This is a genomic window from Microvirga makkahensis, assembly GCF_009830105.1.
GTDB classification, from domain to species: Bacteria; Pseudomonadota; Alphaproteobacteria; order Rhizobiales; family Beijerinckiaceae; genus Microvirga; species Microvirga makkahensis.
Genome location: NZ_WURB01000036.1, coordinates 1 through 15493, shown reverse-complemented (window position 1 = coordinate 15493; position 15493 = coordinate 1). Strand labels below are relative to the sequence as shown.

Here is a 15493-nt window from a genome sequence, read left to right as displayed (position 1 = left end):
CCGCGGCAGCGCTCGCCGACCATGGCGGAATCATGGGCACTACCTGTCGGGGTTGAAGAGGGGCGCCCCACGCGGCATGGGCATGGTCATCGAGAAATGAAGACCCTTCTCCCGGAAGTCCCAGTTCACTTGAGCCTGCAACTGGGCGGAAAGAACCCGTTGCAGCAGGCGTGAGCCGAAGCCCTGGCGAGCTGGGGCAGTGACGCGTGGGCCGCCATGCTCCGTCCACGTGAAGTGCAAAATCGCGTTCTCTCCATCCGGCTCGACATGCCAACGAACCTCCACCTGCCCGCCGAAGGTGGACAGGGCGCCGTGCTTGGCGGCGTTGGTGGTGAGCTCGTGAATGGCCATGCCGACAGGAACGGCGGCCTCTGAGGGCAGCTCCACATCCGGGCCTTCGATGAGGATGCGATTGCGGGCCTCGTCCTCGTAGGGGCCGAGTTCCGTCGCTACGAGTTCCTGAAGATCCGCCTTCTGCCAAAGGTCTTCCGTGAGAAGGTTGTGGGTGCGGGCGAGCGAGACGATGCGCCCGACGAAACCCTGATAGAACTCGTCGATGCTGGAGGAAGTCCGCGCGGTCGAGCCGACAATGGCCTGAACCGTCGCCAGGGTGTTCTTGACCCGGTGATGCAGCTCCCGGATCAGGAGCTGCTGACTCTGTTCCGCCTGCTTGTAGCGGGTGATGTCGATATTGACGCCGACCAGGCGCGTCGGCGTGCCCTTGTCGTCATAGAAGTACACGGATGTGGTGTCGATGAAGCGGATGCTCTTGTCCGGCCGAACGATCCGATAGGACAGGTTGAGCTCCGTTTCGCGGCGCCGCTCGGTGTCCTCCATGATCTTGAGGACGGGAGGCAGGTCCTCGGGATGAACCCTTTCTCTCCAACCGGAAATGTCGCCCTTGAACGTACCCGGCTCCAGGCCGAACAGGTGCTCCTGCTCGGCAGTCCAGACGATCTTGCCGGTGATCATGTCCCAGTCGTAGACGCCGATGCCGGCAGCCCGCTGCGCCAAGGACAGCCGTTCCTCGCTGAGCCGCAGGGCCGCTTCCGTTTCCTTGAGGTCCTGAATATCGACGCTTGTGCCGACCCAGCCGCAGAATGTTCCTTCCTTGTAGAACGGTTCCGCCTGGATGATATGCCAGCGGTAGACGCCGTTATGAGACCGATAGCGGGCCTCGGTCGTATAGGGAGTGTGATCCCGCATGACGCTCTTCAGCTCTTCGTGCATGCGCGCCATGTCGTCGGGATGGATTGCCTGCATCCAGCTATGGCCGAGCGCCTCTTCCGGAGAGAGGCCTGAAAACTTGACCCAGCGCTCGTTGGCATAGGTGAGCCTGACTTCCGGATCGACGATCCAGACCAGGGCAGGCAGCGATTCCGCAATGAGCTTGAACCGCGCCTCGATCTCGCGCAGGTTCGTCTCGGCCCTGACTTTCTCGATCGCCAGCCAGGTGCGCTCCGCCACATCCTCGACGAGTGCCACCTCGTCGCTCGTCCAGTCGCGCGGCACTGACGAATAGACATAGAATTCGGCGGTAAATCGTCCATTCTTGTGAATGGGAACGGCGCAGCAGGAACGCACGTTGATGGTGCTGTAGAACGCCTGCACGGCCGGATCGCCGAGGCGGGGATCCGTCCTCACATCATTGACGATGGCTGCTTGTCTGCGTTCCAGGATCTTGAGGATTCCGGAGCCGTTGTCGAGCTTTTCGACCTTTCCCTCATTGCTGATGAGCCCCCTGGACCATTCACGCTCGACAATGACGACGCCGCGGTCCTCGTAGACTTCGCCATAGCCTGCAGTGTCGGCCTTCAGAAGCTCGCAAAGATCGCGTGCGGCAACCTCCATGATCTTATATTGATCATCGATGTTGCTGAGCTGATCGTTGAGCCTGAGCAGGAACTCCTGGCGGCGCTGAGCCTGATCCATCTCCTCCCGGATTCTCTGCCGTTCCTTGATGTCCTGAAGCACGCCGACGAAGCATGTGGGCCTGTCGCCTTCGTAGATCGCTCCGCCGCGCACGTGAACATGGCCGACGCTCCCGTCGGCCTTCAGGATGCGGTGTTCGATGTTGAAGTCGGTCCTGGTGCGGATCGCATAGGCCACCGCCTGGTTGATGCGCTCGACATCGGCCGGGTGGAACATGGCCTCCAGCTCCGCATAGGTCAGCCGTGCGTCGGGTTTGAGCCCCAGATAGGCCTTGAACTCTGCCGAGCCTGTGATCTCGCCCGTCTCGAGATCGCGTTCCCATGAGCCGAGCTTTCCAATGTCGAGAGCCATTCGCAGCTTGCCGTTGCTCACGCGCAGCTGGCGTTCGAGCTCCGCAATCCGCTGCTTGTCAGTCTCCCGGGAGCCGGCGCTCCTCCTGAGAGGAGCGCTCTTGTCGAGGGCTGGCAAATTCTCGCTGTTGCTCATACACGCTCACTCTCAAGAGATCCTGCGCCGCCGCGGGGGCGTGCGGCCTCAGACCTTTCTCCCCTCGATGCATTTGATCGCGAACGCATAGGCGAGGGCAACTTCCTCCAGCCGATCGAAACGCCCGGCCGCTCCTCCATGGCCCGCATCCATGTTGAGCTTGAGCAGGATCGGCCCGCCCCCTGTCATCGTGGCCCTGAGCTTGGCGACCCATTTTGCGGGTTCCCAGTAGGTTACGCGCGGGTCCGTGAGTCCGGCGAGCGCCAGGATCGCAGGATAGGCTTGCGGCTTTATGTTATCATAGGGCGAATAGGATAGAATGGTACGGAAGGCGCTCTCGTCGGCGGCGGGATTGCCCCATTCGGGCCATTCGGGCGGGGTGAGGGGAAGCTCGGCGTCCAGCATGGTGTTGAGAACATCCACGAAGGGAACCTCGGCGACGATGCCCGCGAAGAGATCCGGCGCCATATTGGCGACAGCCCCCATCAGCATGCCGCCCGCGCTGCCGCCATGGGCCACGATCCGTCCCCGCGACGTATAGCCGGCCTCGGCGAGAGCCTCGCCGCAGGCGATGAAGTCCTTGAAGGTATTCGTCTTCTTCTCTCGCTTCCCGTCGAGATACCAGCGCCATCCCTTTTCCGTCCCGCCGCGGATATGGGCGATGGCATAGACGAAGCCCCGATCCACGAGGGACAGGATCCCCGTGCGGAAGCTCGCGGGCATGGACATGCCATAGGAGCCGTACCCGTAGAGAAGGCATGGTGCCGAGCCGTCGAGCGGGATCTCCCGTCTATGCAGGATCGAGATGGGGACCTGCTCGCCGTCCGGCGCCGTGGCGAAGAGGCGGCGGGTCACGTACTCGGCGGGGTTGTGGCCGCTGGGAACCTCCTGCCTCTTGCGCAGGGTCCGCTCGCCCGTGCGCAGGTTGTAATCCGTCACCTCGCTGGGGGTGGTCAGTGACGAGTAATGGTAGCGGATCACGTCCGTGTCGAATTCGTAGCCGGGCGTGAAGCCGAGGGAATAGGCCTCCTCGTCGAAGGCAATGCTGTCTTCCCGGCCGGTCGCCATCTCGCGAAGCACGATCCGGGGATTGGCATTCTCCCGCTCCAGCCGCACGAGGTAGCGGGCAAGGGCCACGACGGAGAGGATCATCGTCCCGGGACGGTAGGGGATGAGATCCCTCCAGTGAGCACGCCCGGGGGCCGCGACCGGCGCGGTCACGATCTTGAAATCTTCCGCACCATCCGCGTTTGTGAGGATGATCAGGCTGTCCCCATGATGTTCCACATCATACTGCAACCGGGGCGTGCGTGCCTCGACGAGGCGGGGCGTGGCCGAGGCGTCGGACCGGTCGAGGAGCCAGACCTCGGAGGTTTCATGGTCGCTGGCCTCGATCAGAACGAAGGCATTCGACTGGGTGACGCCGAGCTTGACGAAGAATCCGGGGTCCTTCTCCTCGTAGACCGTCTGGTCCTGGGCCGGGTTTGTACCGATCAGGTGACGCCGGGCTCTGACCGGACGATGATTCTCGTCGAGTTCCACGTAATAGAAGCCGGAGCTGTCATTGAGCCACACCACCCCGCCCGAGGTCTGGGGCACTTCGTCGGGGAGGTCCATGCCCGTGCGAATGTCGCGAACGCGGATCGTGAAGTATTCGGAGCCCTTCACGTCCGAGCCCCAGGCAAGAAGGCGGTGATCCGGGGAATGATCCGCCCCACCAAGATCGAAGAAGGCGTGCCCTTCTGCCTCCTTGTCTCCATCGAGCATGATCGTCTCGCCGCCGCCGTCCCGCGGTTGCCGGCAGACGAGGGGGTGCTGCCCGCCCTCCCGGTAGCGGGTGAAATACGCGAAGGGACCGTCCGGCTGCGGAACGGTCGAGTCGTCCTCCTTGATGCGCCCGCGCATCTCGGCCACGAGCCGCGCCTGGAAATCCTCCGTTCCGGCAAAGGCGGCCGACGCGTAGGCGTTCTCCTGCTCCAGGCATTCTCGAATGGCCGGATCGAGGGCAGCCGGGTTCTTGAGAACTTCCTTCCAGTTCTCGGCCTTGAGCCAGGCATAGTCGTCCTGGATTCCCACCCCGTGGACTTCGAAGCTGTGCGGCCTTGCCGGCGTGACCGGCGCAGGTGGCAGGGCGTGGGACGGAAGACGCTCGAGTTTCATAAAACGATCCGGATCGGTCAGATTGGGGTGAAGGAAGGAGCGATTATGCACACATAACTCGGATTTCCCATGCGGGGTTCGAGCGATGCCGGCAGACACGCCGCTCCAGTTCCTGGGGCATTTGCTTTATAGCTACTTCTTCTGGTAGGGAGCGCCTGAATTCAGTATTGCGTAGTCTCGGCCGGTTTTCGCGATTCCCGATGGTTAAACCTATGTTTATTGCACACTGAAAGTTGACCCCCAAGTTTTCCAAAGTTTTCCCCTTATCGATCTTGTGTTTCGAGCGGATTTGACATACCTGAACGGGCAGGCACGATCTCTGTGCATGTACAGAGCGGCTCAATAATGAAGCAAGCATTGCTTGCGCAACGGCTGCTCAAAACAGCGGCCTGAAAGGCAATTGAGCTGTTCTTGTGGGCCGGAAAGGAAGAAAATCAAAATGAGCGACAATATCGCTGCATCGAACTACATTGAGCTGGCTGCGGATATCGTGTCGGCCTATGTGAGCAACAACTCTGTTCCATCAGGCGACCTGCCCGCGCTGATCAACGAGGTCCACTCTGCTCTCATGCGCGTTGGCGGCGGCACCGTGGAAGCTCCGGTCGAGGCTCCGAAGCCGGCCGTTCCCGTGAAGAAGTCCGTGACTCCCGACTACATCGTCTGCCTGGAGGACGGCAAGAAGTTTAAGTCGCTGAAGCGCCACCTGCGCACGCAGTACAACATGACCCCCGAGCAGTACCGCGAGAAGTGGGGCCTGCCGGTCGATTATCCGATGGTGGCTCCGAACTACGCCAAGGCCCGCTCCGAACTCGCCAAGGAAATGGGGCTCGGTCAGCAGCGCCGGAAGCGCCGGACCTCCCGCGGCTGAGCCGCCTGAGGCACACGCCTTTCCAAGCCGCCCTTCAAAGGCGGCTTTTTTGCTGTCCCGCTGGCTGTGAGATTGCTCCCATCGTGGCCATTGTGGGTCCGTGAGAGGTGCCTCTCGACTTATCCTCACTGTTATCAACAGTTTTGAATCTCGTTGACAACTAGGAATATGAGCCCACTATCAGTGGTGGAGGGGTGAGTCCTTTCTTTCTTTATTTATGGGAACAAAACATGAACAAAAATGAGAACGAACAGGTTCATCAATCAATTGCCCCCGCAGGTCTCCCGGCGCTCGGATCGCCGAAAAAAGCGAAGCGTGCCAAGCAAACGAGGAGGCGTAGCGCCGCCGCCGCAGGCACCGCAAGCTCAGACGCCCTTTCATGGGAAGCACGACGACTTCTGGCTGCAATGGACGCATCGGAAACCCGCGTCATGCTCGACCCGACGGACGAAGACGGTGTGATCGTCCACAGGAAGCGTGCGGGCATTTCCGTCGGGGCCGGACGCTTCAGTGCCGCTTCTGCTGAGCTGCTCGTCCGGCAGGATCTGGCTGTCTGGCAACACGGGGCAACGGGCTGCAAAACGCTCGTCTTGAGCGATGCAGGACGTTCCCATCTCCGGCGCTCCCGTGTGGACGAGCCCACAGCAGCCTTTCTGCACCAGCACCGGGAAACCGTCGAAGCGACGCTCCGGACCGAGGCGGGTCCCGTGCGCGTTCGGATGGATACGGAGGAGAGTCCGCTCGATTGGCTGCGCCGCCGCAAGGACCGCAACGGGGAACCGATGATCGACGAGGCAGCCTACCAGGCCGGGGAGCGGCTGCGTACCGACATCACGCTCGCGGGCCTGCTGCCGGGCGTGACGGCCCGCTGGGACATGATGCCGGCGGGCGGCGGCTCCATATCGCCCTCGGAAGCCACGGACCGCATGGTGGCCGCCCGTCAGCGCATCCGGTCCGCTTTCGCCGCCGTGGGATCTGATCTCAGCGACCTGCTGATGGATCTGTGCGGGTTCCTGAAGGGGCTGGAGCAGATCGAGCGGGAGCGCGGATGGCCGCAGCGCTCCGCCAAGATCGTCGTGCGTCTCGCGCTGGCACGGCTTGCCGAACATTACGGAATCGAGGCCTCCGCCCGCGGTCCGGCGGCCTCCCGCGGAATCAGGACCTGGCGGGCCGTGGTGATCGAGGGCGGGCGTGCCTGACGGTGGAGGTCAGAGGCTGGCCTGAGCCGCCTGCGCATCGCGGCGGATACGCTCGACCATGGATCTGACGCCGTTCGACCGTTGCGGCGTCAGATGCTCCGCCAGGCCGAGTTCCTGGAACAGGGCGAGGGCGTCGGTGGCAAGGGCCTCTTCCGGTGTCTTGCCGTCGTAGAGCGCGATCATCAAGGCCACCAGGCCGCGCACGATATGGGCGTCGCTGTCTCCGAGCAGGTGAAGCGCGTGCCTGCCGTCGGCGCGGTCGAGGCGCGTCTCGATCCAGACCTGGCTCGCGCAGCCCTTCACCTTGTTGGCGTCGGTATGGGCCTCCGCCGGAAGCGGCTCCATCATGCGGCCCAGCTCGATTACGTAGCGATAGCGCTCCTCCCAGTCGTCGAGGAGTTCGAAATTGGAGACGATCTCGTCAATGGTCGGCAGCATGGCATCCCTGCTTTGTCTGCCGGTCATATAATGGCTGTGGGAGAGTTTGGCGACCGGGCGGGCCGCATCAGCCGCGGGGTTCGTGCGGAGAGGGCGCGCGGTCTTCCGGCCTCAGGGTGTCCGACGGCTTCGGGGCGGCCGACGTGAGGCCGGAGGCGGCGAGGATTTTCTCGACCACTGCCTGTTTGGCGCTGTCCGGCAGGGCCTGCCATACCGCTTCGAGATGACCGGGCGCTCCGTCCGAAGGCAGGGGAGGCGCCACAGGCCCAGCATGCTCCGTGTGCCCGGGAGCGGCGCTATCCAGGGTTGGGTCCGGCGACTCGCCATGGTCGCGGACGGGCGAGTAATAGAAGATCACGCCGACGATGAGGATGAAACGCAGAATTGAAAACATGGGGAGGCTGCCGGCTGCCCGGAAATGGATCAAGAGTGATGCATCATAACGTGCCGCACCGGCTCCATGGAGACAATGCGGGGGAAAACCGCAAACAGGATGAATCAGGGGTTAATCCCCTGACGGTGTTAACCGAACCCGTTAAGGTCCTTGAATTGCAAGGGAAAGGAAACGTCGTCACGGCAATCCCCACGAAAGTTCCCGAGTGCGGGAACCGGCGGCGAAGGAGACGGGATCACAGGTTTAAGCGTTCGTTTAAGGGAGTTCTGCCACGCTTTCGCCAAGAAGAGGGAGGAGCGGCTTCAGGGGCTCTCGTTCATGATCTTCGGCATCGCCGCCCGGCCTGTCTCCGGGCGCTTTTGGCCGGTCGTCGTGCGCTCCTTCAACGATGGGATGATTGTTGTGCGTGATGCTTTCGCTGCCGAGAACGATGACGATTTCGACCTTCCTGCCGTCGTGCGGCGGAAGGCGTCCCCGCGTCCGCAGCAGAAGCGCACGGCCAGGAGGACGCCACGCAAGGCGGGGCTGGGCGAGCGGCTGATAGCCCAGATTCTGCGGCATCCAGGCCGTGTGACGGCGGCCGTGATCCTGGCCGGATGCGCAGGAGCAATCGCGTGGAACGCGCTGCTCCTGCAGAATGCCCGCCATCCCGCGCCGCTGTTCTCCCAACGCGACCCGGCCCTTGCCGCAACGCCTGCCCTGGAAACGGATCCGACGCAGCCCTTGCCTCCAGTCCGGCCCGGGGCCGACACGCACGAGGCCCAGGCTATGCCTGCGCCGCCAGACGAGCCGGCGCCTCCGGTCGAGGCCGCGCCCGCTGCGCCCGCGGCACGCAATGCGATCTCGGACCTGATCCGCAGCAATGGCGTGCCTGCTCCGGCGCCACAGCGCCCACAGCGGATGGCCGTCCAGGCGCCGGCGTCAGCACCCGCCTCTGCACCGGCGCCCGCCCTGCCTCCGAGCCGCGTGCAGACCGTGCGTGATCCTATCGCGGAAATGATCCGCCTCGGCGGGCCGATCCCGACGCCGCCTGCCAATGTGGGGCGGCCCGAAGGGGCAGACATCGTGCTGTCCGGCCAGCGCGCCCTGGCCCGTCTGGGCTACGGTGTGAAGGTCGATGGCCTGATGGGCCCCGGAACCCGCCAGGCGATCGAGCGCTTCGAGCAGGACAGGCACTTGCCCGTGACCGGCACGTTCAATTCGCGCACGGCGCGTGAACTCTCCTCCCAGTCTGGCATTGCCGTCCAGTAATGGCCCGTCTCCGCTCCGATTTCTGGGTGTCCGCATATTTGCGCCGCTGCGGCGTCGAAGGAGTCGACGCCGCCCTGCGCAAGCGCGGCTCCGCCGAGGCCGGAGCGATCTTCGTGAAGGTCGATCACCTCGACGGTACAGCAAGCCTTTACGGGCCCGCGCCGCAGCTCTTCGTGGAGGACAGCGGCGAGCGTCTCTTCTCGCCGATCCTGCAAGGCGTGACGCCTCTCGATGTCGAGGAGAGGATGGTGCGGGAAATGCGGTTCGATTCCGATCTCTGGCTGGTGGAGGTGGACGACCGCCAGGGCCGTCACTTTCTCGATCTCGCTCCCGAAACGTGAAGCGCGCGGCCATCTCCGCCAAGCGCCTTCAAGCCGAGGATCGCCTCGACGATGTTCAGGGCAATCGGGCCGGGAACGTCCCGCATCTCCCGGACCAGCTCGCGGATAGCGGAGAGGGGATAGGAGAGGGCGGGATGCAGGGTCAGGAGGATGCGGATCGCCTGCCTCTCCGGCACTCCCAGCGCCTTCAGCGCAAGAGCGACAAGCAGATGACGCCCGATCTGCAGAATGCGCCATTCCGCCGAGCCGGGAAAGCCGAAGGCGACCGTCAGCAGACGTTCGAAGCGTACGATATCCCCGTCGCCCGCGGCCTCCACGAGCGCGGCTGCATCATGCCCGCTCAGGCCGAAGGGTGATGCGGCCGCCAGCGCAGATTCATCCGCGACGCGCTTTCGGATGAGGCTGCGCCGTTCACGGTCGGCCGCCAAATACAGGCTGGTTGCGTGCATGATCGAGAGATCGGCACGCTGGAGGAGGATTCGTGCGAGGGCAGGGCGCTCGACGGCGCGCCTGACCAACTGATGAAAGGCCGGCGTCGACGCACGGAGTGCCGGATTGGCCGCGAGGAGATCTTCGCTCACCTCCTCCCGCAGTGCCAGGATGCGCTCGACGGTGGCAGGCGCGAGTTGCGGGCGCGAGGCGAGATGCACGCGTCCCGCGGGTGTCGCGAGATAGCGCGCATCGGGGACGGAGGCGGAGCGGGTTCGATGTGCCGGTATGATGCCGCAGGCTTCCGGCGCATGCCGCTGCAGGTACTCGAGAACGGAGGGGGGCGTATCCCGGCACTGCGCGAGGAGCTGCGCGATATCGTTCAGGGTGGCGCGGTCGGCTTTCGGCAGAAACCCGAGGGCGAGGGCCTCGAAGGTTCCGATGGTCTCGCGGTCGCGGGCGGGAGCGGCGGCGAACATTTCGGCATTGACCTTGAGGAGAGCGGCGCAGGCATCCGTGCCGCTCAAATCGGACAGGTCGGACCAGAGACCGGGATTGGCGGAGGACGCCATATTCAATTCTTTCTTCAGCGTAGCCCGGTCCTCACCTTAGAGGCATTCCGTTAAGCGCATCTTTAAATCCTCCCAACAGGCGGCCGCCTCTCGTTGTGCGCCATGACACACATGATCGTGAAGATCGGAACAGAAGCGCGGCCGCTCCTGTTGTTTTCTTGTCAGGTCAGGGGTTTTTCCAGCGCTAGCCCGCTGTTGGAAAGGTTCTGTTAACCATGAGGCACTTTTTGTGAGCGAGTAGCAGAGGCGGATTTTGAGACGGTAGAGGAGAGCATGATGAAGGACGCGTGGATAAGATCGCCAGGAGTGGTGATCGCTTTTCCCGAGGCTGCGGACAGGCCGCAACGTCCCCGACTGACGGCAGGCGAGCCACGAGGTGAAATCCTGCTCTTCACGGGCGTACGCTATGAGCGGCCAGAGCCGAGCCCAAGTCCCTCCCGTCCGTACGCCAGCACTCGTCCCGGCCGTCGCCGCTCCTGATTTCCTTTTGAGTATGCTTCTCGCGACGCCTTTTTGCGTCAGCTGACATCCTGCGCCAGTTCGCGCACCATCAGCACTGCACCGGGTCCGTATGTGAGGAGTTTCGCCTCCAGGCCGGGCACGCTCGTCACGTGAAAACCCAGCCGCTCCCAGATGGCTTGGGAGTTGTTGACGGCGACTAATGAAAGATTGCCGAAGCCGGCGTCCCGCGCGTGGCGCACGAGTCGCTCGCCGGCCTGCACGGCATGGCCTTTGCCCCGTGCCTCGGGCAGCAGCGCCACGTCGTGCACGTAGTAGGTCGTGGCCCCGGCAGGGATGCCCCCCAACAGGGAGTTGAGCTTGGGTGGGGTGCCGAAATGCCAGGGGTGCGTGAGGGCGTAGCCGATGAGACGGCCGTCTTCCTCCAGCGCAAGGCAACCCTCGGGATAAAGCCGCAGACGCTCGGCGAAGACCTGCGGCTCTTCCGGGTGATCGAGGTGGATCGTGTCGGCCAGGATCTGCACCTTCGCGAGATCCTGGGCAACCATCGCGCGCCAGGGCATGTTCTTCGTAGCCTTATTCCGCCTGCTCTGTGATGCAGGAAACGGCCTTCACGGCCTCTTCCGCCTGCGGCCGCTGGCTAGGGGTGGGCGCGGCGACGCGGACGATCAGGAAGCCCTGCTGCTCCGGTGCGACGATGCGCACATCCCGCGAGGGCTCGTTCTCGTCCTCCGCCGCGCGCGCCTCGTCGAGCTGGCGCGCTGTCATGGCCACGATCTCAAGTTCTCCTCGCACGGCCGCGCGGTCCGTCACGGCGAAGAACACGCCGCCTGACTCCCTATGGAAGGAGAGGGACAGCAGGTTCGGTCCGGTCTGGGCTGAAATCCGCATCGGTCCGTTGCGGAGATCGAAGGCGCAGGCTGCGACCGCAACCGCCGGATCGGGCCGGGGCATCCAGGTGTTCGCGCCTCCAGGGGCGCTGATGATCTGTGCCTTTTCGGCGGTGAGGGTCGGCTGAACCTTCGCGAAGGCGTCATCCTCGGCGAGGTAGGGCATCGCAAGAATGGAGATGATATGCACGCCTGCGGCCAGCACGAGGCCGCAAAGGGTGGCGATCATGAAGCGGCCAAAACCTCTCATGAGCCGCACTCCACCCGTTCGATGACCGGGAAGCTGCTCTCGGTCAGGCCCGTGCCGGCCGCGCCCGGCGTGTCGTAGAGCCTGAGCGCCATGCTGAATCCGCCCGAGGGGGGAAGCTGCAGCCAATTGCCGTCCTGGAGACTGCGCGAAAGCGTAATCGTAAACCGACCCTGCCCATCCCGCAGAACCTCCGCGGAGGTGAAGCTGTTCCGCCCCAGTTCCGTTTGAAGGAGGCGCCCGTTCTGGTCATAGACGGAGAAGGTCCAGAGGCGCGCCGCCGGGGTGTCGGCGCCCACGCGATAGGTGCAGGCGGAGTCGAGAGCCCTGCCGTCGCTGTCTGTCGTCGCGGTGAAGCCGAGGCCTTCGCCGATCGCCAGGGGAACGTCGCCGCGCCGGGCGAGAATGGCGCGCATGTAAGGGTCCGCCGAGGTCGAGCCGAGGGCGGGCCAAGCCTTCCAGGGTCCGAGGGTGAGGCTGCCGAACGGCGGATCGCCCTTGAGGATGAAGTAGGTCGAACCTAGTCCCACCGCCAACGCGAGAAGGAGAGAATAGACGATCAGGAAAGCGGTCGGGACGGTTCGAAAGGAAATAGGCCTCGACGCAGGCGCACGCGCCGCACCCGCCCTTGGAGCGTTCGTCAGGATTGCATCGGTGCTCATCGTTACGGCATCGCCACCTGGCGGGGAGTTTCCACGGAACCCGTCACGCGGGGGATGTTGCTCTCTTTCGCGGTAGATATGGAGCGTTCTGCGGATTGGAACAGGTTGCCGATGGTCTCCAGAACTTCATAGGATTTCCGGGACAGCGTGCCTGCGAGGAATGCCTGCGAGGGTCCTTGCGCCTGATCCGCCGCCGGACGGCCTGATGTCGCCACCCGGGCGAAGGGGGCGGGATCGACGCCGGGGATCGGCCGGATTTCCAGGTTCTGGTGCGCGAAGTCCATGACCTCGTGCCAGGTCTGGGCGGGAAGGGTGCCGCCGGTCATGTCGTTCATGGGCTTGGAATCGTCGTTGCCGTACCAGATGGAGGCGACCAGATTGCCGGTGTAGCCCACGAACCACGCGTCCTTGTAGCCGTTCGTGGTGCCGGTCTTCCCTGCGGCTGGGATTCCGTCGAGCGCGGCCCGCCTGCCGGTGCCCTCGGTCACCACCTTGTTCAGCATGAAGTTCATGTCCTCGACGACGCGGGATTCCAAGACCTGCTTGGGCGGGGTATCCCGGTCTCGGCGATAGATCACCTCGCCGGACGAGTTGCGCACTTCCCAGGTCGCGTACGGATCGGCCCGGTAGCCGCCATTGGCGAACACCGCATAGGCGGCGGCCATGTCGAGGACCGTCACCTCCGCGGCGCCGATGGGCAGGGGCGCCTCGTTGGCCAGGGGATGGGTGAGGCCCATGCGCTTGGCGGTGTCGATGATGATGGTGCGGCCGGCCTTGGCGTTGCCCTTGCCGATCTCGAGCGACATCCGGACCGGGATGGAGTTGATCGAGCGGGCCAGAGCCGAGACCAGGGGCATGGCTCCCGAGAACTTGCGGCCATAATTCTGCGGGCACCAGTTGCCGAGGCAGATCGGCGTATCGACCACCCTGGATGTGGGGCGCAGCTTGGGATTGGTCGTCAGGGCGGCAGCATAGACGAAGGGCTTGAAGGAGGAACCCGGCTGCCGAAGTCCGTTCGTCGCGCGGTTGAACTGGCTCTGGCCGTAATCGCGCCCGCCGACGATGGCGCGGACGGCGCCGTCCACGTCCATCACGACGATGGCGCCCTGGCCCGCACGGTACTGGCGCCCGTGCTGGCGCAGCTGGTTCTCGAGCACCTCCTCCGCGTGGCGCTGCAGAGCCGTGTCGAGAGGCGTCTTGACGATGAGCACGCGCTCGTTGCCGAATTTCTTCTGCGCGGCCAGGGCCTTCACCTGCTCATAGGCCCAGTCGAGGTAGAAGTCGGGGGTGGTCTCGCGCTCGCGGCTGACGGGTGTGGCCGGATTCCGGCGGGCCGTCTGGATCTGGCCCTCGGTCAGGAAACCGGCCTCCACCATGTTGCGCAGAACCTCGTTGGCGCGGGCGCGGGCCGCCGGCAGGTTCACGTGGGGCGCATATTTCGTGGGGGCCTTGAACAGGCCCGCCAGCATGGCGGCCTCGGCCAGGGTCAGGTCCTTGGCCGGCTTGCCGAAATAGTAATCCGCCGCCGCCACGATGCCGTGTGCGCCGCCGCCCATATAGGCGCGGTCGAGATACAGCTTGAGGATCTCGTCCTTGGTCAGGTGGAATTCGAGCCAGACCGCGAGGAAGGCCTCCTTGATCTTGCGCTCGAGGGACCGCTCGTTCGTCAGGAACAGGTTCTTCGCCAATTGCTGTGTGATGGAGGAGCCGCCCTGGACTACTCCGCCGCCCTGGGCATTGACCATGAGGGCGCGGAAGGTGCCGATCGGATCGATGCCCCAATGGCTGTAGAACCGGCGATCTTCCGTCGCGAGCGCCGCCTTGATCATGTAGTCCGGAAAATCCTCGAGCTTGTAGGAATCGTCGAGGTGCAGACCGCGGCGGCCGACCTCCTGCCCGTACCGGTCGAGAAAGGTAATGGCGAGATCCTGGGTCTTGAGCCAGTCGTCCTCGGTTTCCCGGAATGCGGGAAGCGCAAGGGCCAGCATGACGATGCCGCCGACCGCGCCGAGCGTCGTCGCCTCGCTCGTCAGGTCGAGCAGCACGCGCAAGGGCCCGCGGAAACGCAGGCCCTTCATCCTTTCCGAATAGGACTCGTAGGCTGAAGCCAGCCCCCGCCCGCTCTGAAACAGAAACGAGTTCAGCCAGGCGTCCAGCCAGAGCGCGGCACGCTTGATCCGTGTCGAGAGGGGGATGGAGGAATTCGGGCGCACGGCGGTCCTTCGGGCGGGTCAGGAAACCTGAGACATTGCTTATGATCGTTTGGTTCCCTAACGGCAACGTTTGCACGTTACGGAATGCATTATCAACAACTCGCGAACAGCTTCTCCGGTTCAAAATAGATCTACCCCGTCCGGCAGAAAGGTATGTAGATGTGCGGTGTCGCACCCCTCCTTCAAACCGCCGCAAACAGAGCCCACAGACACCGCATGTCGAAAACCGTACCCCAACTTCGCTCCCGGCCGGAGAGGGAGCCCTTCTGGCGCGTGAAGACGCTCGAATCGCTGAGCCTCGACGAGTGGGAGAGCCTGTGCGACGGCTGCGGGCGCTGCTGCCTGGTCAAGCTCGAGGACGAGGACACGGGCGAGGTTCTCTATACGGATGTGGCCTGTACGCTTCTCGACGACGGGAGCTGCCGCTGCCGCGACTACGAGAATCGCCAGGCCAAGGTATCCGACTGCGTGCGGCTGACGCCGGAGACCGTACGGGGCCTGTCCTGGCTGCCGAACACCTGCGCCTATCGTCTCGTGGCCGAGGGGCGGGATCTGCCCTGGTGGCACCCTCTCGTCTCGGGAGATCCCGAAACGGTCCATGTGGCGGGCGTGTCCGTGCGGGACCGGGTCGCGGGGCCCGAGGAGGAGTTCAGCCTCGCCGAACTGCTCGAGCGTCTCACCGACTGGCCGATGGAGGATGTCGGCCGCTAGCGGAGATTCCGGCGGCAAAGACCGCTGGACCGGAGCTGCCTCGCGCTCCGATCAGGGAACTCGCGGCCAACACGCGGCCACGGTATATCGCGCACGCGACGCCCGCCCCCTGGATGCGCCATGTAGAACAGGATGTGAGCACCGATGGATCTCGACCCGACAGCACTGCCGCTCTGCTTTGCCCTCGGGACGATCCGTTTCCATGCCCGCCTCCATCATCCTCTCCAAACTTTCATGGTCC

Annotated in this window: 14 protein-coding genes; 5 read left to right on the top strand and 9 right to left on the bottom strand. The window is 64.1% G+C overall.

Annotated elements, in window-relative coordinates; all coding sequences use genetic code 11:
- Positions 1-39: 39 nt before the first annotated feature.
- Positions 40-2418: a PAS domain-containing protein gene (locus GR328_RS24145; RefSeq protein WP_160888218.1), complete on the bottom strand. Its 2379-nt coding sequence runs from the start codon at positions 2416-2418 to the stop codon at positions 40-42.
- Between the two features lie 48 nt (positions 2419-2466).
- Positions 2467-4578, bottom strand: a complete 2112-nt coding sequence (locus tag GR328_RS24140; protein WP_160888217.1) for a S9 family peptidase — start codon at positions 4576-4578, stop codon at positions 2467-2469.
- 439 nt (positions 4579-5017) lie between these two features.
- Between GR328_RS24140 and GR328_RS24135 the strand changes: the two genes are divergently transcribed.
- Positions 5018-5446 carry a Ros/MucR family transcriptional regulator gene (locus GR328_RS24135; RefSeq protein ID WP_205790270.1) on the top strand — a complete coding sequence of 143 codons (429 nt, stop codon included), beginning with the start codon at positions 5018-5020 and terminating at the stop codon, positions 5444-5446.
- 407 nt (positions 5447-5853) lie between these two features.
- Positions 5854-6645: a DUF6456 domain-containing protein gene (locus GR328_RS24130; RefSeq protein ID WP_246216073.1), complete on the top strand. Its 792-nt coding sequence runs from the start codon at positions 5854-5856 to the stop codon at positions 6643-6645.
- Positions 6646-6654: 9 nt separating this feature from the next.
- Here the strand turns inward: GR328_RS24130 and GR328_RS24125 are convergent, their stop codons facing one another.
- Both GR328_RS24125 and GR328_RS24120 read right to left on the bottom strand, forming a co-directional pair.
- The gene (locus tag GR328_RS24125; protein ID WP_160888215.1) at positions 6655-7083 is read right to left on the bottom strand and encodes a SufE family protein; all 429 of its coding nucleotides are present in this window, start codon (positions 7081-7083) and stop codon (positions 6655-6657) included.
- A gap of 67 nt (positions 7084-7150) precedes the next feature.
- Positions 7151-7477, bottom strand: a complete 327-nt coding sequence (locus GR328_RS24120) for a hypothetical protein (RefSeq protein WP_160888214.1) — start codon at positions 7475-7477, stop codon at positions 7151-7153.
- A gap of 318 nt (positions 7478-7795) precedes the next feature.
- Between GR328_RS24120 and GR328_RS24115 the strand changes: the two genes are divergently transcribed.
- Positions 7796-8728: a peptidoglycan-binding domain-containing protein gene (locus GR328_RS24115; RefSeq protein ID WP_160888213.1), complete on the top strand. Its 933-nt coding sequence runs from the start codon at positions 7796-7798 to the stop codon at positions 8726-8728.
- Positions 8728-9069 carry a DUF1491 family protein gene (locus tag GR328_RS24110; protein ID WP_160888212.1) on the top strand — a complete coding sequence of 114 codons (342 nt, stop codon included), beginning with the start codon at positions 8728-8730 and terminating at the stop codon, positions 9067-9069. The genes GR328_RS24115 and GR328_RS24110 overlap by 1 nt, the downstream gene beginning before the upstream one ends.
- Here GR328_RS24110 and GR328_RS24105 read toward each other — a convergent pair.
- The 5 genes from GR328_RS24105 to GR328_RS24085 all read right to left on the bottom strand — a co-directional run bounded on the left by GR328_RS24105 (position 9039) and on the right by GR328_RS24085 (position 14541).
- A complete protein-coding gene (locus GR328_RS24105) occupies positions 9039-10070 on the bottom strand; it encodes a DUF2336 domain-containing protein (protein ID WP_160888211.1) in 1032 nt (343 codons plus the stop codon). The genes GR328_RS24110 and GR328_RS24105 overlap by 31 nt on opposite strands.
- A gap of 518 nt (positions 10071-10588) precedes the next feature.
- The gene (locus GR328_RS24100; protein WP_246216072.1) at positions 10589-11077 is read right to left on the bottom strand and encodes a GNAT family N-acetyltransferase; all 489 of its coding nucleotides are present in this window, start codon (positions 11075-11077) and stop codon (positions 10589-10591) included.
- Between the two features lie 28 nt (positions 11078-11105).
- Positions 11106-11669, bottom strand: coding sequence for a DUF1254 domain-containing protein (locus GR328_RS24095; RefSeq protein WP_160888209.1), 564 nt, complete (start codon positions 11667-11669; stop codon positions 11106-11108).
- Positions 11666-12328: a DUF1214 domain-containing protein gene (locus GR328_RS24090; protein ID WP_160888208.1), complete on the bottom strand. Its 663-nt coding sequence runs from the start codon at positions 12326-12328 to the stop codon at positions 11666-11668. Before GR328_RS24090 ends, GR328_RS24095 begins: the two co-directional genes overlap by 4 nt.
- 2 nt (positions 12329-12330) lie before the next feature.
- On the bottom strand, positions 12331-14541 hold the full coding sequence (locus GR328_RS24085; protein ID WP_160888207.1) for a PBP1A family penicillin-binding protein: 2211 nt from the start codon (positions 14539-14541) through the stop codon (positions 12331-12333).
- Positions 14542-14757: 216 nt separating this feature from the next.
- Between GR328_RS24085 and GR328_RS24080 the strand changes: the two genes are divergently transcribed.
- On the top strand, positions 14758-15252 hold the full coding sequence (locus GR328_RS24080; RefSeq protein ID WP_160888206.1) for a YcgN family cysteine cluster protein: 495 nt from the start codon (positions 14758-14760) through the stop codon (positions 15250-15252).
- Positions 15253-15493 lie beyond the last annotated feature (241 nt).